This window comes from Bifidobacterium catenulatum PV20-2, assembly GCF_000800455.1.
Lineage (GTDB): Bacteria > Actinomycetota > Actinomycetes > Actinomycetales > Bifidobacteriaceae > Bifidobacterium > Bifidobacterium kashiwanohense_A.
Genome location: NZ_CP007456.1, coordinates 1,171,136 through 1,193,300, shown reverse-complemented (window position 1 = coordinate 1,193,300; position 22,165 = coordinate 1,171,136). Strand labels below are relative to the sequence as shown.

At 59.6% G+C, this 22,165-nt stretch carries 23 protein-coding genes and 1 tRNA gene; 10 read left to right on the top strand and 14 right to left on the bottom strand.

Features of this window, described 5'->3' with window-relative positions; genetic code table 11:
- Nucleotides 1-52 precede the first annotated feature (52 nt).
- Nucleotides 53-637: a hypothetical protein gene (locus AH68_RS05305; RefSeq protein WP_081995880.1), complete on the bottom strand. Its 585-nt coding sequence runs from the start codon at nt 635-637 to the stop codon at nt 53-55.
- A 94-nt stretch (nt 638-731) separates the two neighbouring features.
- Here AH68_RS05305 and AH68_RS10985 point away from each other — a divergent pair, with 94 nt between their 5' ends.
- From AH68_RS10985 to AH68_RS10295, 10 genes are all read left to right on the top strand, one after another.
- The gene (locus AH68_RS10985) at nt 732-1,019 is read left to right on the top strand and encodes a transposase (RefSeq protein WP_039198310.1); all 288 of its coding nucleotides are present in this window, start codon (nt 732-734) and stop codon (nt 1,017-1,019) included.
- Nucleotides 1,020-1,021: 2 nt separating this feature from the next.
- Nucleotides 1,022-1,855 (top strand): IS3 family transposase, encoded by an 834-nt coding sequence (locus AH68_RS10300; protein WP_236682351.1) that lies wholly within the window; start codon nt 1,022-1,024, stop codon nt 1,853-1,855.
- A 221-nt stretch (nt 1,856-2,076) separates the two neighbouring features.
- Nucleotides 2,077-3,171: an ABC transporter ATP-binding protein gene (locus AH68_RS05290; RefSeq protein ID WP_039198308.1), complete on the top strand. Its 1,095-nt coding sequence runs from the start codon at nt 2,077-2,079 to the stop codon at nt 3,169-3,171.
- On the top strand, nt 3,053-4,006 hold the full coding sequence (locus AH68_RS05285) for an ABC transporter permease (protein WP_236682350.1): 954 nt from the start codon (nt 3,053-3,055) through the stop codon (nt 4,004-4,006). The genes AH68_RS05290 and AH68_RS05285 overlap by 119 nt, the downstream gene beginning before the upstream one ends.
- The gene (locus AH68_RS05280; RefSeq protein WP_039198307.1) at nt 4,003-4,854 is read left to right on the top strand and encodes an ABC-2 family transporter permease; all 852 of its coding nucleotides are present in this window, start codon (nt 4,003-4,005) and stop codon (nt 4,852-4,854) included. The genes AH68_RS05285 and AH68_RS05280 overlap by 4 nt, the downstream gene beginning before the upstream one ends.
- A 66-nt stretch (nt 4,855-4,920) precedes the next feature.
- The gene (locus AH68_RS05275; protein WP_039198306.1) at nt 4,921-5,397 is read left to right on the top strand and encodes a hypothetical protein; all 477 of its coding nucleotides are present in this window, start codon (nt 4,921-4,923) and stop codon (nt 5,395-5,397) included.
- A gap of 2 nt (nt 5,398-5,399) precedes the next feature.
- Nucleotides 5,400-5,750 carry a hypothetical protein gene (locus tag AH68_RS05270; RefSeq protein WP_012577399.1) on the top strand — a complete coding sequence of 117 codons (351 nt, stop codon included), beginning with the start codon at nt 5,400-5,402 and terminating at the stop codon, nt 5,748-5,750.
- Between the two features lie 123 nt (nt 5,751-5,873).
- Nucleotides 5,874-7,163: a sensor histidine kinase gene (locus tag AH68_RS05265; RefSeq protein WP_039198283.1), complete on the top strand. Its 1,290-nt coding sequence runs from the start codon at nt 5,874-5,876 to the stop codon at nt 7,161-7,163.
- Entirely contained in the window at nt 7,156-7,839 is a 684-nt protein-coding gene (locus AH68_RS05260) for a response regulator transcription factor (protein ID WP_012577401.1), read from the top strand. The genes AH68_RS05265 and AH68_RS05260 overlap by 8 nt, the downstream gene beginning before the upstream one ends.
- 319 nt (nt 7,840-8,158) lie before the next feature.
- Nucleotides 8,159-8,299: a hypothetical protein gene (locus tag AH68_RS10295; RefSeq protein WP_236682464.1), complete on the top strand. Its 141-nt coding sequence runs from the start codon at nt 8,159-8,161 to the stop codon at nt 8,297-8,299.
- Here the strand turns inward: AH68_RS10295 and AH68_RS05255 are convergent.
- From AH68_RS05255 to AH68_RS10290, 13 genes are all read right to left on the bottom strand, one after another.
- Nucleotides 8,273-8,345 (bottom strand) — tRNA-Asn (locus AH68_RS05255). The genes AH68_RS10295 and AH68_RS05255 overlap by 27 nt on opposite strands.
- 117 nt (nt 8,346-8,462) lie before the next feature.
- Nucleotides 8,463-9,506: a tRNA (adenosine(37)-N6)-threonylcarbamoyltransferase complex transferase subunit TsaD gene (gene tsaD, locus AH68_RS05250; protein ID WP_039198274.1), complete on the bottom strand. Its 1,044-nt coding sequence runs from the start codon at nt 9,504-9,506 to the stop codon at nt 8,463-8,465.
- Nucleotides 9,507-9,555: 49 nt separating this feature from the next.
- Nucleotides 9,556-10,086 carry a ribosomal protein S18-alanine N-acetyltransferase gene (rimI, locus tag AH68_RS05245; RefSeq protein ID WP_039198273.1) on the bottom strand — a complete coding sequence of 177 codons (531 nt, stop codon included), beginning with the start codon at nt 10,084-10,086 and terminating at the stop codon, nt 9,556-9,558.
- Between the two features lie 10 nt (nt 10,087-10,096).
- Nucleotides 10,097-10,906 (bottom strand): tRNA (adenosine(37)-N6)-threonylcarbamoyltransferase complex dimerization subunit type 1 TsaB, encoded by an 810-nt coding sequence (tsaB, locus tag AH68_RS05240; RefSeq protein ID WP_039198270.1) that lies wholly within the window; start codon nt 10,904-10,906, stop codon nt 10,097-10,099.
- Between the two features lie 74 nt (nt 10,907-10,980).
- The gene (gene tsaE / locus AH68_RS05235) at nt 10,981-11,604 is read right to left on the bottom strand and encodes a tRNA (adenosine(37)-N6)-threonylcarbamoyltransferase complex ATPase subunit type 1 TsaE (protein WP_039198268.1); all 624 of its coding nucleotides are present in this window, start codon (nt 11,602-11,604) and stop codon (nt 10,981-10,983) included.
- Between the two features lies 1 nt (nt 11,605).
- On the bottom strand, nt 11,606-12,580 hold the full coding sequence (gene holA / locus AH68_RS05230) for a DNA polymerase III subunit delta (RefSeq protein WP_039198265.1): 975 nt from the start codon (nt 12,578-12,580) through the stop codon (nt 11,606-11,608).
- A 33-nt stretch (nt 12,581-12,613) separates the two neighbouring features.
- On the bottom strand, nt 12,614-14,356 hold the full coding sequence (locus AH68_RS05225) for a ComEC/Rec2 family competence protein (RefSeq protein WP_039198263.1): 1,743 nt from the start codon (nt 14,354-14,356) through the stop codon (nt 12,614-12,616).
- A complete protein-coding gene (locus AH68_RS10880; protein ID WP_173405848.1) occupies nt 14,353-15,129 on the bottom strand; it encodes a ComEA family DNA-binding protein in 777 nt (258 codons plus the stop codon). Before AH68_RS10880 ends, AH68_RS05225 begins: the two co-directional genes overlap by 4 nt.
- 166 nt (nt 15,130-15,295) lie before the next feature.
- Nucleotides 15,296-18,268 (bottom strand): leucine--tRNA ligase, encoded by a 2,973-nt coding sequence (gene leuS / locus AH68_RS05215; RefSeq protein WP_039198261.1) that lies wholly within the window; start codon nt 18,266-18,268, stop codon nt 15,296-15,298.
- 94 nt (nt 18,269-18,362) lie between these two features.
- Complete coding sequence (locus AH68_RS05210) at nt 18,363-19,220, bottom strand: transporter substrate-binding domain-containing protein (protein WP_039198259.1); 858 nt, start codon at nt 19,218-19,220, stop codon at nt 18,363-18,365.
- 20 nt (nt 19,221-19,240) lie between these two features.
- The gene (locus tag AH68_RS05205) at nt 19,241-20,191 is read right to left on the bottom strand and encodes a magnesium transporter CorA family protein (protein ID WP_039198252.1); all 951 of its coding nucleotides are present in this window, start codon (nt 20,189-20,191) and stop codon (nt 19,241-19,243) included.
- 243 nt (nt 20,192-20,434) lie between these two features.
- On the bottom strand, nt 20,435-21,262 hold the full coding sequence (locus tag AH68_RS05200; protein WP_081995943.1) for a histidine phosphatase family protein: 828 nt from the start codon (nt 21,260-21,262) through the stop codon (nt 20,435-20,437).
- The gene (locus AH68_RS10290) at nt 21,150-22,070 is read right to left on the bottom strand and encodes a class C sortase (protein ID WP_236682463.1); all 921 of its coding nucleotides are present in this window, start codon (nt 22,068-22,070) and stop codon (nt 21,150-21,152) included. The genes AH68_RS05200 and AH68_RS10290 overlap by 113 nt, the downstream gene beginning before the upstream one ends.
- Nucleotides 22,071-22,165: the final 95 nt, after the last annotated feature.

Below are 22,165 nucleotides of genomic sequence, written 5' to 3'. Positions count from 1 at the left end.
AATCATAACAACGATGGCCGCGATACGGCCTTTCGGTCTTCGGGTAGAGACATCAGCGTGCGTTCCCGTTCGTCTTGGGCCGCAGGGCCGGGGCCTCCGGCAGCGAGACGTTGGCCGAGTCGGGCATGTACTGGCCTGCGGGGTTCATGGAGGATTCTATGGCGGGAGAGAATTCGCCGAACGGGTCGGGCCCGGACCAGGACTCGGGTTCGTTCAGGTCGAGCGGCGTCTCCTCGTGCCCGTCGGGCTCTCCGGTCGTCAGGTCGCTGCCTCCTGCGGTCTCGGGCTCGGGTGCCGGAGGCCGTTCCTGGCCGGCGGGTCTCGCGTGTTCCTCCACGGGCGCGGGGATTTCGACGATTGGCGCGGCGTCCGCGTTCTCGGTGCGTTCGGTCTCGCTCAGTGTGCTGGGTTCCTCGCCCGTGGCCTTGTTGTCCGCGTGCGAGGATTCCGGCAGGCCCTGGTCCTTGAGGAAGCTGATCCGGGAGGCGGCGTCGTCCACGCCGTTGACCGGCGCGCACATCACGGCGTCAACGATCCTGTCGTGGTCGTAGCCCGTCCATTGGCCGGTGAGCCGCGAGTCCACGAAGAACGTGGCGTCGTCGCCGTGCGCGGCCTGGAACGCCTGCGCGTCCTCCATCCGTTGCAGGTCCACGGGCACGCCGGCCGTGGATTGGCTACAATGTATTAGACGGTCCGATGAGGGACGATTGACATGAGGTTGGAGGCCGACGGTGGCCGACCCGAAGCATCCTCGCCACTACGAGGAGTCGTTCAAACGGCAGATCGTGCGGCTTTACGAGAACGGCAAGCCGGCGCGCGAGATCAAGGACGAGTACGACATCTCGCATTCCACGCTGCACCGTTGGGTCCAGGGCATCCGCGACAGCGGCTCCACGAAAGCCGCCGACAACCGCACCCCTGAGCAGAACGAGCCGGTCGAGCTGCGCAAGCGCAACAGACAGTTGGAGATGGAGGTGGACGTTTCAGAACAAGCGGCGCCGGTATTCGCACGAAAGTAGCAGTGATACGGGCCAACGCCTCCCGTTATCCGATATCGGCGCAGTGCAGGATACTGGGCGTTCCCCGCTCCACCTACTACTGGATGATCGAACATCCCGAAGCCGGGCGGGTGGACCCGATCGCCGGCGACGTGCGCGCGGTCCGGCGCGACGGCCATGAGCGTTACGGCGCCAGGAAGATCAAGGCCGCGCCTGGAGCGGAGGGGCGTCACCGCCTCCAGGAGGCGCATCGTCAACATCATGAAACGGCGGGGCATGCGGGCGCGTACGCGCGCAGAACGTTCAAACCACACAGGACGCGGGCCGACGAGGCCAGGCTCGCGAACATCCTCGGCCGCGAGTTCGACGGCTACGAGCCGCGCACCCACCTGGCCGGTGGCCTGACGTGCGTGCGCGTCGGCGGCAAGTGGGCGTACGTGTGCCTGCTCATCGACCTGGCGAACAGGAGCATCGCCGGCCACAGCGCCGACACGGGCCGCACTGCCGACCTGGTCATGGCCGCGTTCGCCACGCTCGACTTCCCTCCGACCGAGGTGGAGGTGTTCCACACGGACCGGGGCAGCGGGTTCGACAACGCGAAAATCGACGGGCTGCTCGACGTGTTCGACATCGGAAGATCGCCGTCAGGGAAGGGCAACCCGTACGGCAACGCCGTGGTCGAATCCACCAACAGGCTCCTGAAGAAGGAGCTCATATACCGGAACCACTACACCGGCCTGGAACAACTACGCTCCGACCTCAACGACTATGTGTGGTGGTCCGACAACCAAAGACTCCACCCCACCCTCGGATACCGGAGCCCCAACGAATTCACACAACAAGGACTCGTCCTCTAAAGAATTGTCCAACACGCTGTTGCCAATCCAAAGCCCTATACCAGCGCACGTAGGAAAAATTTGACAGCAGCCTCGAATCCCTACCTCCGTCGCATGTCGGTGCAAACTCAGAAGGAATGTCCTCCCGAGAGTACACATCCGCTCTCATTCATTGAGGTATCGCGCGTAACGAGTTTTCATTGTAAATGCCACGGTATGGTGACGGATTTTGGAGGACGATAATGACAATACAATATACAGCGCAGCCGGCTGATCCGGCGTCGAGTGCGGTGCTGACGCGCGGGCTGGTGAAGCGGTATGGGGATTTTCTCGCGGTGAACGGGTTGAATCTGAACGTGCCGGCGCATGGCGTGTATGGTTTGCTGGGGCCGAATGGTGCGGGCAAGTCCACGACGATGAAGCTGTTGCTTGGGTTGGCCTCGGCCACGAGCGGCGATATGTGGATGTTGGGGGAGAAGGTGGGTGGCCGGCACAGGTTGCAGGCGGGCCGGGTCGGTTCGATGATCGAGGGGCCGAGCTTCTACCCGGGGTTGAGCGGTCTGGATAATTGCCGTATGGTGGCCGATTACCTGAATCTGCCGGGTTCGGCCGCGCCCGCGATTTTGCGGCAGGTCGGTCTGGCCGGCCATGAGGGCAAGAAGGCGAGGGACTACTCGCTGGGGATGAAGCAGCGGCTGGGCATCGCGATGGCGTTGATCTCGCAGCCGGAGCTCCTGTTGCTGGACGAGCCGACGAACGGGCTGGATGCGGAGGCCGTGGTCGAGGTGCGCGAGATGATCATGGGTCTGAGCCGCGAACGGGGCATCACGGTGATCATCAGCTCGCATATCCTTTCCGAGATCGAGAAGGTGGCGCCGGTCGTGGGCGTCATCGCGGCCGGCCGCCTGTTGTATCAGGGTTCGCTCGACAGTCTGCGCGAGGAGGGGCACATCGATTTGCGTGTCTCCGACCCGAAGCTCGCGGCGGCGATGCTGGGCTCGGACCGGATCGACTACCGGTGGCTGCCGGGCAGGGATGGCGGCGTGCTGCGCCTGCCGGAACTGCCGGACCAGCGGATCGGCACCCTGATCACGCAGCTCGTCGGCCAGGGCGTCGCGGTCTATCGCGTCGCCTCCGAGCGCAAGACGCTGGAGCAGGCGTTCCTCGAACTGATCGAAAGCCCGCAGAGCCGCGAGCCCACGCCTCATCAGGCGCAAAATGACATGGATTCCGACGCCGCACGCGCATCCGCGCACGCATCCCCGCGTCGTCCGTTGCCGATCCGGCAGGCTGCGGGTCGGGCGGCGTTCGCGGCGGCGGACGGAGGCGCACGATGAGCGGCGCGGCAGTGTTCGCGGCGACGGGCCGCCGTCCGCCGCGCCCCGCGCGAAGACCGGCAGCCCGTTCACGCTGGCGCGTCTGGAGTTGTTGAAGGTGCGGGGCTCGTCGTTCTGGTGGATGCTGCTGGGCATGATGCTGCTGGTTTCGGCGTGGGCGGGCATGGCGTTCATGAAACGCGCCGGCAGTCCCGTCCCGGCGTTGAGGTCGGCCGCGTTGGCCGATGGCGAGGTCTATCAGGTCGTGAGCCTGCTGGCCCCGATTCTGGCGGCCCTGTTGACCAGCCGCATCGCCGTGCTGGAGACCTCGGAGCGCATGAACCTCACATGGCTGTCGTTCGGCCAGTCGGACGCGGCCCGGTTCGTGGGCAAGCTCATCGTCGCCGGCACCGGCGTGGGGCTTTGCTTCCTGATCCCGTTGCTGTGGGTGCCGATCGCGGCGAAGGCCCTTGGCTTCACGGTGGCCGGCTCGTTCGCCGCGCTGGTGTGGGTGCCGGCCCTGACCGGCTTCCTGTCCGCGACGGCCACGAGCGCGGTCCAGCTGATGTTCTCGATGATGATCGACAAGCAGGCCATCGGCCTGGGTCTGGGCGTCATCGCCGGCGTGCTGGGCTCCGGCCTGGGTGCGATGAACAGACCCGCGCTTGGCTGGCTGTTCCCGGCCGGCCTGAGTTCGGCCGCGAGCCCGTTCGTCAGATCCGTGGATGCGGGCGGCAACGCCACGATGCTGCTCGCCGCGCGCCCGTGGATGGCCGTGGCCTCCGCGGCCATGGCGTTCCTCGGCTGGACGCTGGTCAGCATGGTCGTGGTCAAGGTGAAGGAGTCAAGACGATGACACACGCAAACGCAGTGAACCCGGCAATCAACCCGGCCGCCAATCCAGCTGCCGGCCCGAGCCATGCCGCGATGCCCCGCGCGCATGCGGCGGGACGCCGCAGGCCGTCCGTGTGGGCGGCGTTCCGCTGGGAGACGCGCAAGGCCGGCAACCTGTGGTACTGGATCGTGACCGTCTTGTTCGACGCGATCGGCATGTTCAACGGGTGGAGCCAGTACACCGGCTACCAGGCGGAGTTCGCCAGGCAGGGCGTGACCTGGGCCGCGATCTGGGGTCAGGCGATCCTCCTGCCGAGCATGGTGTTCATGCCGGTGCTTGTGGCCGCGTTCGCCGCGCAGGTCGAAGCCAACGAGCATCGAGGCCGCAACTGGCAGCGGCTGAACGCCGCCGGCACCGTGAACGCGGCGATCGCCGGCAAGATGCTGCACGGGCTCGCGGCTTCGGCGCTGACCATCCTCGTGTTCGAGGCAGAGTTCATCCTCGTCGGACGCTTCGCCGCTGGATTCGACCTCGCGCAGCTCGGCCCGTTCCTGCTGCGCGGTATCCCGCTGACCCTGTCGGTATGGGCGATCATGACGCTCACGCAGGCCGTGAGCGCGAAGGCCGAATCGTTCGCGGGCACGATGAGCGTGATGATGGTCCTGACCATCGGCGGATGCGCGCTGAGCCTGGCCGCCCCGGCCATCGCCGGGCCGTATCCGCTCGCCCTGATCACCAGCGCCTCCGCCGCCCGCGACCTCGCGAACATCGCCAGCCCGGCATCCATGCTCGCCTCCACGACCGCCGCCGCCATCTGGACCGCCATCAGCGCCCTGATCTTCCACCGGCTCGCCAAACAAGCCGTCTGAGCAACCGTCCACGGGCTCCCCTCACCTGCGGGAGCCCGCCACCCAACACCATGGAAAGGCTTCATCATGCACACCACCAGCCAACACAACGAACAACACAACGCGCCACACAACAGCGAACAGTCCATACGCCTGCCGCGCCGCGTCATCGCCGTGCTGATCGCCGCCCTCGCCGCGATCATCCTCACCGGCTGCTCGACCGGCATCGGCGTGGCCGGAGACAGGAACCTCCAAGGCATACGCACCCAAGACGGCGACTCCTACACGGGCGGCTACAAGGCCGACTACAGCAAGTTCACCGGCGAGGAGGCCGTATTCGGCGGCACCGGCAAGAAGGCCAGCATCCATCTGAACGGCACCATCACAGGCACATCCGGCACCGGCAGAATCCTCGTGACCAACGGCAGCGACACGAAACGACCCGTGCCCGCCACGAACGGCAAAATCGACCAGACCTACAACGTCACAGGCACCAGCTTCTACATCTACGTCACCGGCGACCAATTCACCGGCACCGTGAACCTCACATCCAAGGAGCAATGACCATGGCAAACACATCCCAATACCCAAACCAGCAACCGGCATATACGCCGGCACCGCCGGACGGCGGGCGGACATGGGGCGGCTGCGCCAGCCTCGCATTGGCCGTCCTTCCCCTTCTGTGCACGCTCGTGCCCCAGCTGCTCGGCATCCACCTCTACACGACGGGCTGGGTCAGGAACATCCTCGTCATCATCGACTTCGTATGCCTCATCGCTTCGCTCGTCATCGCGATCGTCACCTATCCCGAACAGGCGGGAGGACACAGAATCGTCAGTACAATCGCGATACTCCTATCCGCAGGCCTGACTGCCGCCGGCGGCATGCTCATCTTCCTCATGTTCATCAACCAGTAGGAATCCGACTGACAACGGAAAACTTCTTTGGAAGTTCATCTAACCGCATACACGCCATACAGCACAGGCCACATGCGATACGCTTCAACACGGATGGGGCAGCACCCAGGGAAGGAGAATCGCATGACCGCAAAAACCGGAAACGACAAGCGCCACGCGGTTACCGGCCTGATCGGCCACGTGGCCGCGTTCTGGCGGTCCAGCCCGGTCGCGCGCATGGTCGCGCCGATACTGTGCCTATGCTACGACGTGATGATGCTCACCAGAATCGTATTCACCCATGGCGGGGGCGATTCGGTAGCCATGAAACTGTTGGAGCATCAATGGGGAATCCCCGTACTCGCCATCCTATGTGCCTTATCTGTTGTGGCGCTGTTGTTCCGTATCAGAATGCCGTTCGCTATTTTGTGTGCCATATGCGGATTGTATCTATGCGCTTGCTTGCTTCAAGCGGAGCCATATCTGATGTTGCCTCTCTTGTTTGCCGTCTACACGTCTACAGCCTTGGCCGCGACCACTGAACGTGCCATTGCGGGAATGGTTTTGTCGGGATTGTCAATCGTTTGCGGCCTCTGGATTGCGACCTTCCCCGCCTTGCAGACTGATATACTTCTGCCCGAGTCCCTCCTTGCGTCGATGACCGCTATTTTAGCTCTTTGGTCGCGCAACATCAGTCAGCGGCGGAAGGGAGCGGCCTTGGTGGAAGCTCAACAGCAACGAAGCCTGGAATTGGAACAGGAACGCGATGAAGAACGTCGGCGGGCGGACGTCGCAGCCGAACTGCATGACAGCGTGGGCCATAATCTCACCGCTATCATTGCACTTACTGAAGGCTTGGAGGGATTGACACAGGAGCCGGTGGAAGGCGCTATAAAGAGTATCAATAACTTAGCTCGGCAAAGTCTAGGTGATACACGCGAGGCGGTACGGAAACTTTCATCTCCGGTGACGTTACGGAAAACAAAAACAGGAACGGTGGAACTGTGCAGCTGGAATGATATAAACCCGATTCTTCAACATGCTCGTGATATTGGAATCGCCGCCATTCTGACCGAGACAGGAAGGCGTCCAGACGATCTAGCCCAAGCTGATTTATGCTTCCGAGTGAGTCGTGAGGCTGTCACAAACACAATGCGCCATGGGAAAAATATAACGCGAATTGTGGTTTCATGGGATCATCTGGATAATGGGGAACTCCATATAACAGTGCGTGATGATGGTAAGCCAACGCTGAACAAAGATAACCGCGCTAAGGGGACCGGTTTCGGGCTTGCTGGCCTAGTGACTGAAGTTACGCGGGTCGGCGGGCACCTTCACTATGGCTCATCATCAGGGCAGGGGTGGACTGTTTCAGCCATTATTCCACAGCAAAAACGTCCATATATTCCTGTGCAGGAGGGAAACGATGATTAACGTAATGATCGTGGACGATCAGCAGCCGACCAGAATGGGTTTTTCGCTCATGGTCATGAAAGATCCTGCGCTTCGCATGACGTTGCAGGCGGGGAATGGACAGGATGCCCTTGATATTCTTGCGGCACTGCAATTACATGGGCAGAGCCTCCCTGACGTCATTCTTATGGATGTTCGCATGCCTGTTATGGATGGGCTCGATGCCACGGCAAGAATCAAACAGTTATATCCTTCAATACGTATCCTGATTTTAACCACATACGATCAGGATAGCTATGCGTTTGGGGGATTGAGCGCCGGAGCTTCGGGATTCTTGCTTAAGGACGTTAAGACTAAGGACCTGTGTCGGGCCATTCACTCGGTGTACGATGGAGACGCCATACTCACACCACGGATTACAAAGGAAGTGATTCGCCGAGGGGTTCCCAACGTCAGCATCAATGCTGACACTCTGGCCATCAGAAGTAAATTCGATTCATTGGGACCTCGCGAATTCGAAGTCTCAGCACTGGTCAGCGAAGGAATGACTAACGCTGAAATTGCTCAGCGTCTCGGAATGCAACTGGAGGCAGTCAAAAAGGCGGTTAGTAGGTCTCTTGCCAAGCTCGATGTCAAAGAACGTGTTGGTATCGCGGTGCTCTGGTATAAGGCCGGAATGCCGAATCTGCAGAAGTGACAGATTCCGTAGAATAATGTAGGGTTTCTGAATCGTGAAGGGCTCGTAGCAGGCGAACCCGTGACGGTCCACGACTGTCCTCGTTTGAATGGCGATCGGCGCGCATCGTGGTACCGCCGACCGGTATTTTCTCACGTGAATATAGTGCCGCTTGTCTCACCTGACAGATGCGGCCTAGCATTCAATGCTTTCTGAGGTCTGATGCGAAGGGGCTGTATCTCAACGACTCAAAGGCATTACTCATTGGTCTCTGATTAACGCGGTCAATGTTGCCCAGGGCCTCGATACAAGTATTGAAAAACTACTTGATGACAGTGCCATGAAGATGGAAATCGAACGCCAAGCGGTCGCACTGCGCGTTCAACTGGATCAAATAAATCAGATGACGGGAAACAAGAATGCCACCGGCGACACACCGGTGGCTTCAGGTGAGCTCCTGCGACTGGGCTTGAACCAGTGACCGTCCGATTAACAGTCGGATGCTCTGCCAACTGAGCTACGCAGGAATGCGCTGTGCACAAAACAAAGATATTACACCAAAACTTGTGGATTTCAAATCTTCAGCGTGTCACATGTGTGTTTCGGCTTGCAAAACGTTTCCATACAATGCTTTCGGCCTAATCTCACATGGAGATCTTCGTCAACGGCATGGCTGAATCGATGGCGAAATCTGGGTTTGACGGAGCCACTCCCGCTTCGACCAGGTTGACGCCCAGCATGGCCACCATGGCGCCGTTGTCGGTGCACAGTTTGAGCTGTGGCACGCGCACCTTGACACCATGTTTCGCTCCGACTTCCAACAGTTTGGCGCGAAGCTGCGAATTCGCGGAGAAGCCACCTCCTACAATCAACGTCTTCGAATCGTACTGCTCGCAGCCGCGCATCGCCTTCTTGGCGAGTACGGTCGCCACGGAATCCGCCAGCGACGCGCACACGTCATCAACGGGAATCTCATTGCCTTGCGCCTGCTGTTCCTCGATCCAACGCGCGACGGCCGTTTTTACGCCGGAGAAACTGAAATCGTACGGATGCTGCTGGCCCGCTTTGCCTTGGGTGAGCCCTTGCGGAACTTTGATGGCATGCGGGTCTCCCAATTGCGCATGACGGTCGATATGCGGACCGCCCGGATATGGGAAGCCCAGCAGGCGGGCGACCTTGTCGAAGCATTCGCCGGCCGCATCATCAAGCGTGGTGCCGACCACGTCGATATGACGTGCGACATCCTCAACATGCAGCAAGGACGTGTGTCCGCCGGACACGATCAAGGCGAGCGTGTCTTCGGGGAACGGGCCGAACTGCAATTGCGTGACCGCAATATGCCCGATCACATGGTTGATGCCGTAAATCGGCTTATTCGCCGCCCAGGCAAGCGATTTCGCGCCGGACACGCCAACGGCGAGGCAACCAGCAAGTCCAGGACCCGCGGACACGGCGATCGCGTCGACGTCAGACAACGTCATGTTCGCGTCGGCCAACGCCTTGGAAACGCATGGCACGAACGCTTCGGCGTGGGCGCGTGACGCAATTTCCGGAATCACACCCCCGTAACGTGCGTGCTCATCCATGGAGGATGCGACGACGTTGGAAATCAGGGTGCGCCCCTGCACTACCGCGGCCGCGGTCTCGTCGCAGGTGGATTCGATGCCGAGTACGATTGGTTCGCTCATTGCTGCTCCGTTTGCTGCTTTGCTTGCTGTTCCGTTTGGTTGTTCTGTTTTATTGTTCCGCTGCTGCGAAGCCGACGATCCTCGGCTCAAGATCAAGGCTCATGGTGTATGCGTCGATGCCTTCGGGCTGGTAGTAGCGTTTGCGCAAGCCCATTCTGGCAAAACCGAACCGTTCATACAATGCCAAGGCCGGAATATTGTCGACGCGCACTTCAAGCAACATGCGTTGCGCCCCCTGCTCGCGTGCCCGTGCAATCAACGCTTCCATCAATGAAGCCGCGATTCCCCGCCGCTGGAACTGCCTGCCGACGCCGATCGTCATAATTTCCGCATCATCACCGTCATACCAGAAACCGGCATAGCCGCGCACGACAGGCTGTTTTGCAGCGGAACCATCTGCGGCAATGCAATCCGCAATCCCGCAACCATCAATATCGAACAGATACGTGCGCGCCGGCGCATGGAATTCCTGGCGAATCGACTGCTCGCTCCACGCTCCCCTGCCGAACAGATCCGCTTCCAACGCGGCCATCTGCGGCACAACGGTCTCCTCGTCGAGGTTCATATAGTCAACGATCATGCCCGTACCGTCACTCCGTACGTTCTGCACCGGCATGGTTGAGCACATGCTTCAACGGGTTCGGCACCGACACGTCCGGCCTGCGCAGATACAATGGTTCGATCGGCTCCGGATTCGCCAAAGCCTGTTGCGAAGTGGCGAAGGCCGCGAAACGCTCCAGCCCGGACGCTCCCTCGTCAAGCAGCGCATGGTCGCTCACCATGCCGCCTTCGGGAAGGCTTGCCCACGATTGCGCGTATTTCGCCGCTCCATGGCCGATGACATCGACCACATATTCCACGTTCGCATCTGACTGACGAAGCTGTTCCAGCACTGCGTTAACACGGTTCACGATCGATTCGGGATAGTCGATATCCATGTCGATCAGGGTTTTCGCACAGCCGTTTTCAACGTTTGCGTCATGGTCTTCGCCTGCGCTGCCACCTACCTCATAGCCGCTGCCATCCAACAATGTGAAATACAGCTGCTTGCGTCGTGCATCGTTCACAGCGAGCGTCAGATGATGGCGGCCGTCATGCTCCGCGTTGCGCACAAGCACCTGCGGGGAAAGCACATTCTGCCCGATAAGCTGCGCACCGGTGGCGAAGGCGAGCGCTTTGGCTGCGACGATTCCTGCGCGTAGTCCGGTGAAGGGTGCGGGTCCGATACCTACGATGATGCGGTCGATGTTTTCCGATTTGAGGCCGGCTTGTTCCACGGTTGTGGCGATGTTCACCTGTAGTTTTTCGACGTGGGTACGCGAGTCGGTTTCGACGATGGGGTCGTGTCCGACCATGCCGACGGTTGAGCCGTATGAAGTGTCGATCACCAGTGTCTGCATTTTGTGGAAACTCCTTATGCCAAGCTGGGAACTACTGTACAACCGATGCTGGAATCGTGGTTGTTGACTGTGTTTTAGCGTTTGTTGCGTGCGATGTCGAAGGTTTGCCAGGATTCGCCGACGGGAATGAAGGTTACGGTGCGGGTGCCGTTGCTGGTGAGCTCGTTGTCTGCCCTGCTTGTTTCGTCTGCGCTAACGGTGTTGAGTGGCCGGTCGATGTGGATTTCGAGGCGTTCCGGTGCGAGCGCGGCAGCCATCTGTTCGCCCCATTCCATGAGGATGATGGTGTTGTCGCTGGGGTCTTCGAGTTCTTCGTCAAGTCCGAGGGATTCGAGTTCGTCGAGTAGGTGTTCGACGGCGTTTTGGCCTGGGGCGTAGGCGTTGCCGCCGAGTCGGTAGGCGTCGACGTGTATGAGGTGGGCGGAGTTGCCGCTGAGGAATTGGCCTTTAAGCTCGCGTGCGATGGTGAAGGTTGGCGAGACGATGGGTTCGCTGATGTTGAGCCCTGCGCCGAAGCCTTGTGCGAAGGTGGTTTTTCCTGCTCCGAGTGGCCCTGAGAGGAGTATGACGTCTCCGCCGTGGGTGAGGTGTGCGACGTGTTTACCGAGTTCGCGCATGGCTTCGCCGGTTGTCGCTTCGACGGTGACGGTTTTGACGGTGCCGCTGGCCGCGCTGTTGTTGGTGTTGGTCTCGCTCATGTTAGTTGGTTCGTCCTTTGCTGCTGATCAGTTCGATGGATCGTTCCAGCGCGTAGACAGGGTCCGATCCGTTGGTTTTGCTTTGTTCGTCGGCCCATGCGAGCATTTGGATGCATCGTCTCATGCCGTCGGAGGTCCATCCGGAGAGCTGTCTGGTGGCATTTTTCAGCACCCATGAATTGGTTTTCGCTTCCGCTTCGCTGATGGTGCCGGAGCGTACGGCCGAGGCTTTGGCCATGGTGCGTAGTTTCATGGCGAGCGCTCCAATGAGTGCGATTGGCGCGGTGCCTTGTTCGACTGAGGCGCGCATGGCGATGATGGCGTCGGCGGCACGCCCGGAGAGTGCGAGGTCTGCCACGCGGAAGCCGTCTACTTGGGGGTTGGCGGTGAGGTATTGGTTGACGCGTTCCAATGTTATGGGATTGTCGTCGAAGTCGAAGCAGAGTTGGCCTGCCATGGCTGCGAGTTCGCCGGTTTTGTCGCCGAGTACGGCTACGAGTTGTTGTGCGGCCATGGGTTCGATGCGTCGGTTGCGTCGTTCGAAGCATTGTATGGTGAAGTTGAGTTTTGCGTCGGCTTTTTTGAGGTCGGCCACAGCTTCTTTGACGGCTCCGGCTTTGGTTAGTTGGTCGATGAGTCGTTTGCCTTTGATGCCGCCTTCATGCTGGCAGATGACGATGCTGGCTTCGGTTGGATTGTTGACGGCTTGCCTGCAGTAGGCGACCATGGTTTCGCCGAGTCTGTCGTCGGCGTTTTGCAGGTTGGATACGATGACGATTGATCGTTCGGATAGGAGTGATGGGCTTACCGCTTCGTCGAAGGCGTAATGATCGGCGTGGGTTGCGTCGAGTTCGATGGTTTCCGCGTCGGGGTGTTTGCGTTGCGCTTGGTGGCGCAGGTCGCGTACGGTTTGCTCGTTGAGGTACGGGTCGCCTCCATAGATGAGGTGGAAGGTTGCTGCGGATGGTTTCGGCATAGTATTCAATCTCGCTGTATCGGTGGACAAGATTTATTCGTTCCATTTCATGGTTTTGAGCGCGTTGTGGGTTCGTTCACCCCATGCTTTCGCCCGTTCGACGGGATTGCGCATGAGACGTCGGCCTGGCAGGTTTGGTTCCGGTGTTGTGATGTGGGTGAAGAGTGTGCCGGCAAGTCGTGCGGTCATATACCCGACGATTTCGACGATGATGATTAGCAGTGCGCCGCCCGCGCCTCCGGCCCATGGAATGGTGGCGTGTTCTCCCGATCCGAGGTTGAGGGCCATGAGTTCCATGACGGCAGTACCCCAAGACGCCAGGTTGGCGAGCATGAACCCCATGTTTGGCAGTATCCATGAGATGGCGAGGCTGGCGAGTCCGGCAAGTGTGGAAAAGCCCACGAAGGGTGCGACGACCAGATTGGCCGGAATGGAGTAGACGGGCAGTTCCGGTTCGATGAGCACTTGGATCGGAAGGGTGAACAGTTGCGCGGCTACGGTCATGGCCATGGTTTGCGCGATGAACGACGGCATGATCGGCGTGAGCCATGCGCTCAAAGGATTTGCGAACAGTACGATGCCGAGCACGGCCGCGCATGATAATGCGAATCCGAAACTGCGTGACATGTGCGGATTGGCCATGAGCATGCCCAAAGTGGTCCAGTTGAGGGCGGCCAAAGCCTGTGTTCTCCTCCCGAGGAGCAGGAAGCCCACTCCGGCCAACCCCATCAGCAGGGCGCGTGACACTGAATCGGATGGGAACACGCACATTGCCAGCATGATGTATGACATGCCGATGACGATGGCCGTGACACGCCTTGGCAGTAGCAGGAACGAGCAGGCGGCGCGCACTATGGTGGCAACGACCGCGAGATGCCCGCCGCTGACTGCCATCAGATGCAGTATGCCCGAACGTTGGAAGGCGTTTTCAAGCAGATTGGCGTATGTGGAATCAATGCCGGTGCCGGTTTTGCCATTGCCGCTGTCTGAAGGAATGTAATCCTGTCCGAGAATGCCTAATGTCAGTCCGGGAACAAGTACTTTCCCTTGGTCGGAAAGCCGTGACGTCTGTTCGAAGAACGCCTGCTGCATCATATCGATCACACGCAATGCGGGATTGGACGCCCGTATGCATTCCACGGAGGCGATGTCCGTCAGCCATAGTGGCATGGCACCGTATTGCGATATGGCGAGCGTGCCCCGCATCCGGTATTCGCCGCCTTGTTTGAGCGTGCCGCAGTCCGGCCGGTCCGCATAAACGCGCACCCGCATCATGCTTGGTTGCGTGACCCGGCTTGCCGTGATCGTCGAAATCGTCGCATCGATCTGACAATCGTTCGTACGTCTGTTCGAATTCACTGCAGGGGATGTCGTACGTATCAGCGCGACAACGTCGCTTTCGCCCTTTCTGGCCGCGTACGAGGCCGCATCCCTCCATTGCAATACGTCGTAGGTCAACGCGGAAGACGCGCATGCCATCGCCGCGACCACGCATACGATAATGCTGAAATGCCATGCCGCGACCGCCCGCCGCATGCCAACCGGCAATCGCAGGATAGGCGACCGCATGAATGGTAATCCTAACAATGCCAGCAATGGCACAGTCAGCACTAAAACGAGCGGCAGCACGCCGAGCCTGCCTTCCTGTTCGACGCAGTAGTCGAATACAGCATGCGTGGCCAGACTTGCCGCCCACCCGCATAGGGTGGCTGGCAGCAGACGCCAATCCCCGCTCCCCTGCTCCCTATCCCGCCATTCGTACGTGTTTCCTCTCATCGTGCGCACACCTGGTCTCGGAATTTCGCCAGCGTTTTCTCGCCGATGCCTTTGACTTCCAACAATTGGTCGACATTGTCGAAACGGCCGATCTGATTGCGGTAGTCGATGATGCGTTGCGCGGTCACCGGGCCTACGCCTTTCAAGGTTTGCAGTTCGTCGGATTCAGCGGTGTTGATGTTCAGCAGATCGTCAGCCGGATCGGAAGGTTCCGTTGGTTCGGATGTTTGCTTGTTCTGGCCGTTTTGTTCCATGGAGGGCTGCTGGTTTGGTGTTGTCGCCGCAGATGACGTCCCGTCTTTCGTGGTTCCGTTCGCCTGAGATTGTTCGGATTGCGTGATCTGCGTCTGTTGGAGCGCGCTGTAGTGGATGGCTTGTTGCACAAGCATGGTCAGACTTGCGCACAGCGCGCACGACAGGGTGAGTATGGCGATGACCGCGTGGATTGGCTGAAAGACGAGTCGTGGACGATCACGTTTGGGCCCGCCCTGTTCCATCGGCTTGTCGGCAGGTTTGACCCCGGCCAGATCCCGCAATGAAGGTTTCGCAAGTTCCGACGTTTGTTCACGGGATATTTCAGGCGTTGCAGTTACCGCGATTGCCACAGATGCTTCAGGGGTTGCGGAAGGAGCATGTTCGCTGCGAACGTTTTGCCCGCGCGCGTTCCTTTCATGCATTTCGGGCACGCCAAGTCCACGCAGCCGCCGCGTAGCCGGCGATGTGGTCTCGACCTGCCTGTTCCGCCTGCTTGGCGGGGTAATAGTAATGCCCATGCATCCAAATTGGAGGATGCACGGGCATACTGTCCAGTCGAAACGACCCCTGTGGTCGGAGGATGCGAGTTATCCACATATTCGGCGTGTCGCCTTATGCAGGAACGGTTCACATCCTGTTGGAAACCTCGTCAGCGGCCGTTGGTTTCAAAAGTTTTTCGAAATATCATTCCGCGGGAACGATGGACACGATCTTCGGAGCTTTGACGATGACCTTACGCGGTTCCTTGCCGTCCAGACGGTCGGCAACGGCTTCCAACGCCATCTTCTCAAGTTCCTTCGGGTCGATGTCGGGCGAAACCTCAAGCTTGGCACGAACCTTGCCCTTGATCTGCACGACCGCGGTGACGGTGTCCTGTCCGACATAGCGTTCATCAGCCTTCGGCCATTCGGCGTGCGCCAGCGATTCGCCGTGTCCGAGCTTGCTCCACAGTTCCTCGCAGACGTGCGGGGCGATCGGGGAAAGCATCAGAATCAGCGGTTCGACGGCTGCGCGCGGCACCTCGTTGAGGCTGGTCAAGTGATTGTTGAGCACGATGAGCTTGGCGATGGCCGTGTTCGGACGCATCGCTTCCATTTCCACGGTCACATCGGCGATCGTGTTGTTCAGCAGCTTCAGCGTCTTCGTGTCGAGTTCGCCATCGGTGACGTGCACTTCGCCGGTGTTCTCGTCGACGACGTTACGCCACAGGCGCTGCAGGAAACGCATGGACCCGACCACGTTGCGCGTGTTCCACGGGCGGGATTCGGCCAGCGGGCCCATGCCCATCTCGTACAGGCGGAAAGTGTCGGCACCGTAGTTCGAGTACATGTCGTCCGGCGTGATGATGTTCTTCAGGCTCTTGCCCATCTTGCCGAACTCACGGTTGGCATGTTCGCCGTTCCAAGTGAAGGTCGGCTCGCCGTTGGCATCGGCCGGTCCTTCCACCACTTCGGCGGCCGGCACGTACTGGCCACGGTCATCGGTGTAGGCGTACGCCTGGATCATGCCCTGGTTGAACAGTTTGTGGAATGGTTCCGCGGAATCGACGAAACCGAGGTCGAACAGCACCTTGTGCCAGAAACGGGAGTACAGCAAGTGCAACACGGCATGTTCCACACCACCGATGTACAGATCCACGCCGCCGGACTTGCCGGTGGTCTCATTGTGGTTCGGACCCATCCAATAGTCGAACTCGCTCTTCTCGACCATGTGTTCGGTGTCGGTCGGATCGAGGTAGCGCATGTAGTACCAGCAGGAGCCGGCCCAGTTCGGCATGGTGTTAGTGTCGCGATAGTAGGTCTTCTTGCCGTCGCCCAAGTCGAGTTCGACCTTCACCCAATCCTCGTTGCGACTCAGCGGAGCTTCAGGATTGGATTCGGCGTCTTCCGGATCGAAGGTCTTCGGACTGTAGTCCGGCACGTCCGGCAGGTTGATCGGCAGCTGGTCGTCCGGCAGCAGGTGCGGAGTGCCGTCCTCGCCATAAACGATCGGGAACGGTTCCCCCCAATAACGCTGACGGCTGAACAGCCAGTCGCGCAGACGGTAGCTGACCGTGCCCTTGCCGACACCGGCCTCTTCCAGCCATGCGTTCACCTTGTCGATGGCCTCGTCCACGCGCAGGCCGTTGAGGCTCAACGCGTCGCCCTTGGCGCGGGTGGCGTCCACGGAGGAGTTGATGACGATGCCATCGTGGGAGACGAACGGCGCCTTGCCTTCATAGTTGGCCAGATCGTCGCCGGATTCGGCCAGCGGCTGCACGGTGTAGATGACCGGCAGGCCGAACTTGAGCGCGAAATCGTAATCGCGCTGGTCGCCGCCCGGCACGGCCATGATGGCGCCGGTGCCGTAGTCCATGAGCACGTAATCCGCAGTGAACAGCGGCAGCTTGGCTCCGGTGATCGGGTTGCTGGCGTACAGGCCGGTGAACAGGCCAGTCTTCTCGCCAGCCTCGTCAACACGGTCCTTGGAAGTCTTGGATTCCGCAGCCAAACGGTAGGCCTTCACTGCCTCGACCGGAGTGGCATAGCCACCCTTCCAGTCTTCCGGAGTCTCGGCCGGCCATTCGGCGGGAACGTCTTCGAGCAGGTGATGCTCCGGGGAGACTACGGCGAACGTGGTGCCGAACAGGGTATCGGGACGGGTAGTGTAGATCTCCATGTCTTTGACGCCGTTCGGGGTTTCGACCTCGAAATGCACGGAAGCACCGTGGGATTCGCCGATCCAATTGCGCTGCATGAGCTTGACCTTCTCCGGCCAGTCGATGCCATCAAGATCTTCGATCAGACGGTGGCCGTATGCGGTGATGCGCATGGACCACTGGCGCAGCTCACGCTGGAACACCGGAAAGTTGCCACGTTCGGACTTGCCTTCGGCGGTGACCTCCTCGTTGGCGAGCACCGTGCCCAGGCCCGGGCACCAGTTCACCGGGGACTTAGAGATGTAGGCCAAACGGAAGTCGTTGAGCACGTCGGCCTGTTCGGCTTCGCTCAGGTCTCCCCACTGCTTGCCTGCGAATCCCGGAATCTCACGCTCTCCGGATTCGAACTGCTCCACCAGTGTGCTGATCGGGCGTGCGCAGCCCTTGGAACCAGACGGATTGGTGGCATCCTCGTCGTACCAGGAATCATAGATGCGGGAGAAGATCCACTGGGTCCAACGCACGTAGCCAGGATCGATGGTGGCGAAGGAACGACGGTTGTCGAAGCTCAGGCCCATGCGGTGCAGCTGACGGCGCATGTTGGCGATGTTCTGCTCGGTGGTGATGCGCGGATGCTGGCCGGTCTGGACCGCATACTGCTCGGCCGGCAGACCGAAGGCGTCATAGCCCATGGCGTGCAGCACGTTCTCGCCCTTCATGCGGTGGTAGCGGCTGACCACATCGGTGGCAAGGTAGCCCAACGGGTGGCCCACATGCAGGCCCTTGCCCGATGGATACGGGAACATGTCCATCGCGAAATACGACGGACGCCCTTCGGCGTTACGTCCCTTGCCGTCCTTCAGATCGCCGTTGACGTTGGCAGCCCAGAAAGTGCCTTCGTCATCCCAAATCTTCTGCCATTTTTCCTCAATGCCCTGAGCCAGATCCGCATTGTAACGGAACGACGGCTCGGCTGGTTCGTTCGACTGCGCCTGCGCGCTTTTCTCAATGTCACTCATAATGCATGAAACTAGCCGCGCAACTGGACACTTCGCAAGGCGTCAATCATTATGCAAGAAGCGTTTGGCAAAGCGTCATGCAAGGCGAGGACCGTCAGCCTTCCGACGCCGCCGAGCGCGTTATCGCGGGAGGGTTGATCGACATGTCGGGAACGTAGCCAATCGACTGTTTCATCTCATCTATGGTCTGCCTCCATGAGCCGTCGTCCATCATGGACTGCAATGCGGCGTCGACCTGTTCGGCAAGCGTGGATTGGCCGGATTTGACTGCGATCGCATACGAGCGTTCGCCGAACGTTTCGCCTACGACCTTAAGGTACCCGCCTCCCCTGTTGGATGCGAGGCCCGCCGCTATGGCGTCGTCGGCTGCAATGGCGTCCGCCTGTCCGATCATCAATGCCGTTTCGCACTGCGGATACGTGTCGCGTTCGCTCACGGTCACATCTTCCGCAAGATTTCGCACGCCATCGGCGGGCATTCCGCCTTTGGCCACGCATACCGTTTTTCCGGCAAGATCGTCGGTTCCTGTGATGGTTCCTGCACTGTCGGAACGCACCAGCAATGCCGCATGCACGGTCAGATACGGTCCTGCAAGCTCAACCTCACCATCCTGAACGTCATCAGCGGCGAAAGCATCGACCACCATGTCCACAGTGCCGTCTTCAAGCGACGAAACGCGCGTTGACGGCAGCACCTGTTTGAACACGATCTGTTTTTGCGCGAATCCCAACGTGTTCGCCACGTATTGCGCCACGGAAACATCGAAACCCGAATACTCTCCCCCATGCAGAAAACCCAAACCAGGCTGGTCCGCGGCCACGCCAATCGAAATGGTCGGCCCTTGGGCAAGACCATTGGTGACGACGGAAATGGAAGTGCCGCACGCGCTCGTACCCAATACGACCGAAGCGGCACATACCAACGCGGAAATGTTTCGTGACAGACGCAGCATACGCGTGATTCTACGCGATTCTACTTGAACATGCGTGAACGTGTCAGGAACCAGGTGACGATGGCCGAAACGACCAGCGAGATTCCGATGATCACGGCGAAGCCCCACGGCTTGTCTGTCAACGGCATGCCCAGCATGCCCTCCTGGAAATTCATGCCGTACATCGAGAAGATCAATGTCGGAATCGACAGCGTGATGGAGATGATCGTGAAGATGCGCATCACGTTGTTCAGATTGTTCGACACGATCGACGCGAACGCGTCGGTCATGTTGGCAAGAACGCCGCTGTAGATGTTGGCCATCTCGATAGCCTGCTTGTTTTCGGTGATGACGTCGTCGAGCAGATCCTCGTCTTCCGGATACTGCTTGATGCGCGGCAGCGTGGTCAGCTTTTCCATCACGATTTCGTTCGACTTGAGCGACGTGGTGAAGTAGACCAACGTCTTACTCAATTCGAGCAGCATGAGAATCTCACGATTCTGCATGGAATGGCGCAGTTTGAGTTCGAGCTTGTCGCTTTCACGGTCAATGATGCGCAAATACCGCAGATACATGGTGGCGTTGCGGTACAGGATCTGCAGGATGAAACGCGTTTTCATATACGTGTTGAAACCGCGGATCGTGCCTTCCATGAACGGGTGCAGCACCGGAGTGTCCTGCATGCAGACGGTGATGATGGACGACTGCGTGATGATGATCGACAACGGGATGGTCTCGTACCAGTCTCGCCCGCCACGCTCCTCGACGGTTGGAATGTCGACGATGATCATCGTGTAATCGTCTTCCACGTCCACACGGGACCGTTCCTCGTCATCAAGCGGGGCGCGCAAGTCGGCGAGATCGACGCCGGTTTCCATGGAAACGTTGGCGAGCTCCACATCGGTCGGATCCGAAAGGCATAACCAGGATCCGTTTTCGGGTTTTTGAATCTGCTCCACCTGACCGTTAATCGTTCTGAACATTCTCAACATGTCTCTCACCCGCCTTTCGCGCTTTCCAACGTTCTATCGCTGTACGGCAGCCCGAATCCAACGTCTCCTGCAATCAGTCTTTTGAGACCGTTCGTGGACCATTCGGGCAAACAACCTTATTTAGGATAGTCCAACCTTGAGAGCTAGCGGACCACGAGCCGGAGATTTCATCGAGAATTCATGTTCGCTGCATGCGCCCACGGTGAGTAACGGCCACCGTGGGTTACCGCATGCCACTGCATATCACTGCCTGATGGGCTTCCATAACGGCATGTTCGGGCCGCGCAATTCCTTCGGCCCGTTTTCCCAGTCCGTAAGCGCGGCGATGGCCGGACCTTGGTTGAAGGTGTCGAGCTTCCACTGCCATGTGTCGGGTTCGGCGGGGCCACGGCTTGCATCGACGCTCATCCGCGTCCAGAAGGCGTTGCGCATGGCGCCGAGATTGTTGAGATCATCCGGATCCATGTCGAGCAACACGGCGACGGTAGCCACGATCCATGATCCGTGGCCGACGACGAGCAGCGTGGTTGGCGTGGTATCGCCGACATGTTCGGCGATGATGCTTCGGATGGCTTGGACGCCACGCTGGCCGGTATGCCGACGGCTTTCGACGCCATGCTTGGTTTCGCCTCCGGTGTGGGCACGCCATGAATGGTAGTCGTCGGCGTACTGTTCGAGAATCTCCTCACGGGTCATGCCCTCCCATTCGCCGAAGCTGCGTTCGCGCAGGCGTGGGTCGAGGGCTACGTCAAGTCCGAGAAGGTCGGCGATGGCGTGAGCGGTCTGTTGGGCGCGGAAAAGGTCTGACGACACGACGACCATGCGTCGTCTTGCGGCCGGCGCCTCGTTGATTTCGTTGAGATCAGCGAGATACGCGCCCTCGTATGCGGGTTGGGCGAGTTCGTCATTATGGCCGGCGAGGTGCGCGACCTTCGCCCAATAGTATGTTTTGGCGAGTTCATAAGCGCTTTGGTCGGCCTGCCACCTGCCGACGATGTCGAGGGGAATGTCGATTTGGCCTTGTAGCCGTCTTGCGAGGTTGTAGGCGGTGCGTCCGTGGCGTAGGAACAATACTTCGTCGATCATGCATCTCATTGTAACTGTGGCGTGCGAGCGCGATGATGATTGCCCATACGGTGGTGAGCGCGAACGCTGTGATGGCGAGTGTTCCGTCGGTGAGGCAGCCTGTTTCGGGCAGGCATTCGTCGTGGTTTGGGATGCGTGTTCCTGTGACGAGGAGTCGGTGTGTGTTGATGCCGTATGGGGTGCAGGTCATGAGCGTGGCCCGATCGGCGGTGTTGTCGCGCTTGTTTATCCAAGTGAAATCGTCTGGGGTGATGGTGCGGATGGTTTGCACTTGGTAGGTGAGGGTTTCACCGAGGGTGGTGATGGTGAATTCATCGCCTTCGCGGGCTTGGTCGAGTTTGGTGAACATGAGTTTGTCGGCGAGTCCTCGATGTGCGGTGATGACGGTGTGGGTTCCTACTCCCCCGATCGGCAGTGATGTTCCCGCCCAGTGTCCGGCGCCGATGGCGAGCGTTTGTTCGCTTGTTCCGTGGCGTATGGGTAGGTTGATGCCGAGTTTTGGGTAGTTGATGGTTGCCATGATGTCGCTGGGCGGGATGACGAGTTGTTGGTTGTATTCGATGGGGTTTTGTGTTGGGGCTTCATGTTTTGTCTGGTTGTCGGTTTGATTGTCGGTTCGGCTGGCGAGGCGTGCGTTGTAGAGTTTCGCCTGCCGTTTGCTTTCTTGGATTGCCGTGTCTGTGGTGTTGGTGACGGTGGCTGCGTACGCTTTGACGTTGGCTGCTTGTTGGATGTTGTCTTCGGTGCGCATGATCAGGGGGATGCTGATGATGAGTGCCGTTGCGGTGAGCATGACGGTTCCCACGCACCATCGGATGATGTTGTGTTTTGCCGACGTGCTTTTGTGTCGGGGTTTGCCGTGTGTGGGAACCGTCATGTGTTTCCTAT

Bases quoted from the DNA above. Each gene is read 5' to 3' on its own strand.
- holA (WP_039198265.1), bottom strand. From the start codon at position 12,580: ATGCCGAAACCATCCGCAGCAACCTTCCACCTCATCTATGGAGGCGAC.
- AH68_RS10880 (WP_173405848.1), bottom strand. From the start codon at position 15,129: ATGGGCATTACTATTACCCCGCCAAGCAGGCGGAACAGGCAGGTCGAG.
- AH68_RS05210 (WP_039198259.1), bottom strand. From the start codon at position 19,220: ATGCTGCGTCTGTCACGAAACATTTCCGCGTTGGTATGTGCCGCTTCG.
- AH68_RS05290 (WP_039198308.1), top strand. From the start codon at position 2,077: ATGACAATACAATATACAGCGCAGCCGGCTGATCCGGCGTCGAGTGCG.
- tsaD (WP_039198274.1), bottom strand. From the start codon at position 9,506: ATGAGCGAACCAATCGTACTCGGCATCGAATCCACCTGCGACGAGACC.
- tsaB (WP_039198270.1), bottom strand. From the start codon at position 10,906: ATGCAGACACTGGTGATCGACACTTCATACGGCTCAACCGTCGGCATG.
- AH68_RS10295 (WP_236682464.1), top strand. From the start codon at position 8,159: ATGAAGATGGAAATCGAACGCCAAGCGGTCGCACTGCGCGTTCAACTG.
- AH68_RS05285 (WP_236682350.1), top strand. From the start codon at position 3,053: ATGACATGGATTCCGACGCCGCACGCGCATCCGCGCACGCATCCCCGC.
- rimI (WP_039198273.1), bottom strand. From the start codon at position 10,086: ATGATCGTTGACTATATGAACCTCGACGAGGAGACCGTTGTGCCGCAG.
- tsaE (WP_039198268.1), bottom strand. From the start codon at position 11,604: ATGAGCGAGACCAACACCAACAACAGCGCGGCCAGCGGCACCGTCAAA.
- AH68_RS05270 (WP_012577399.1), top strand. From the start codon at position 5,400: ATGGCAAACACATCCCAATACCCAAACCAGCAACCGGCATATACGCCG.
- AH68_RS05305 (WP_081995880.1), bottom strand. From the start codon at position 637: ATGGAGGACGCGCAGGCGTTCCAGGCCGCGCACGGCGACGACGCCACG.
- AH68_RS05260 (WP_012577401.1), top strand. From the start codon at position 7,156: ATGATTAACGTAATGATCGTGGACGATCAGCAGCCGACCAGAATGGGT.
- AH68_RS05205 (WP_039198252.1), bottom strand. From the start codon at position 20,191: ATGTTGAGAATGTTCAGAACGATTAACGGTCAGGTGGAGCAGATTCAA.
- AH68_RS10290 (WP_236682463.1), bottom strand. From the start codon at position 22,070: ATGCTCACCGCAACGGCACTCATCATCAGCATCCCCCTGATCATGCGC.
- AH68_RS05265 (WP_039198283.1), top strand. From the start codon at position 5,874: ATGACCGCAAAAACCGGAAACGACAAGCGCCACGCGGTTACCGGCCTG.
- AH68_RS05280 (WP_039198307.1), top strand. From the start codon at position 4,003: ATGACACACGCAAACGCAGTGAACCCGGCAATCAACCCGGCCGCCAAT.
- AH68_RS05275 (WP_039198306.1), top strand. From the start codon at position 4,921: ATGCACACCACCAGCCAACACAACGAACAACACAACGCGCCACACAAC.
- AH68_RS05225 (WP_039198263.1), bottom strand. From the start codon at position 14,356: ATGAGAGGAAACACGTACGAATGGCGGGATAGGGAGCAGGGGAGCGGG.
- leuS (WP_039198261.1), bottom strand. From the start codon at position 18,268: ATGAGTGACATTGAGAAAAGCGCGCAGGCGCAGTCGAACGAACCAGCC.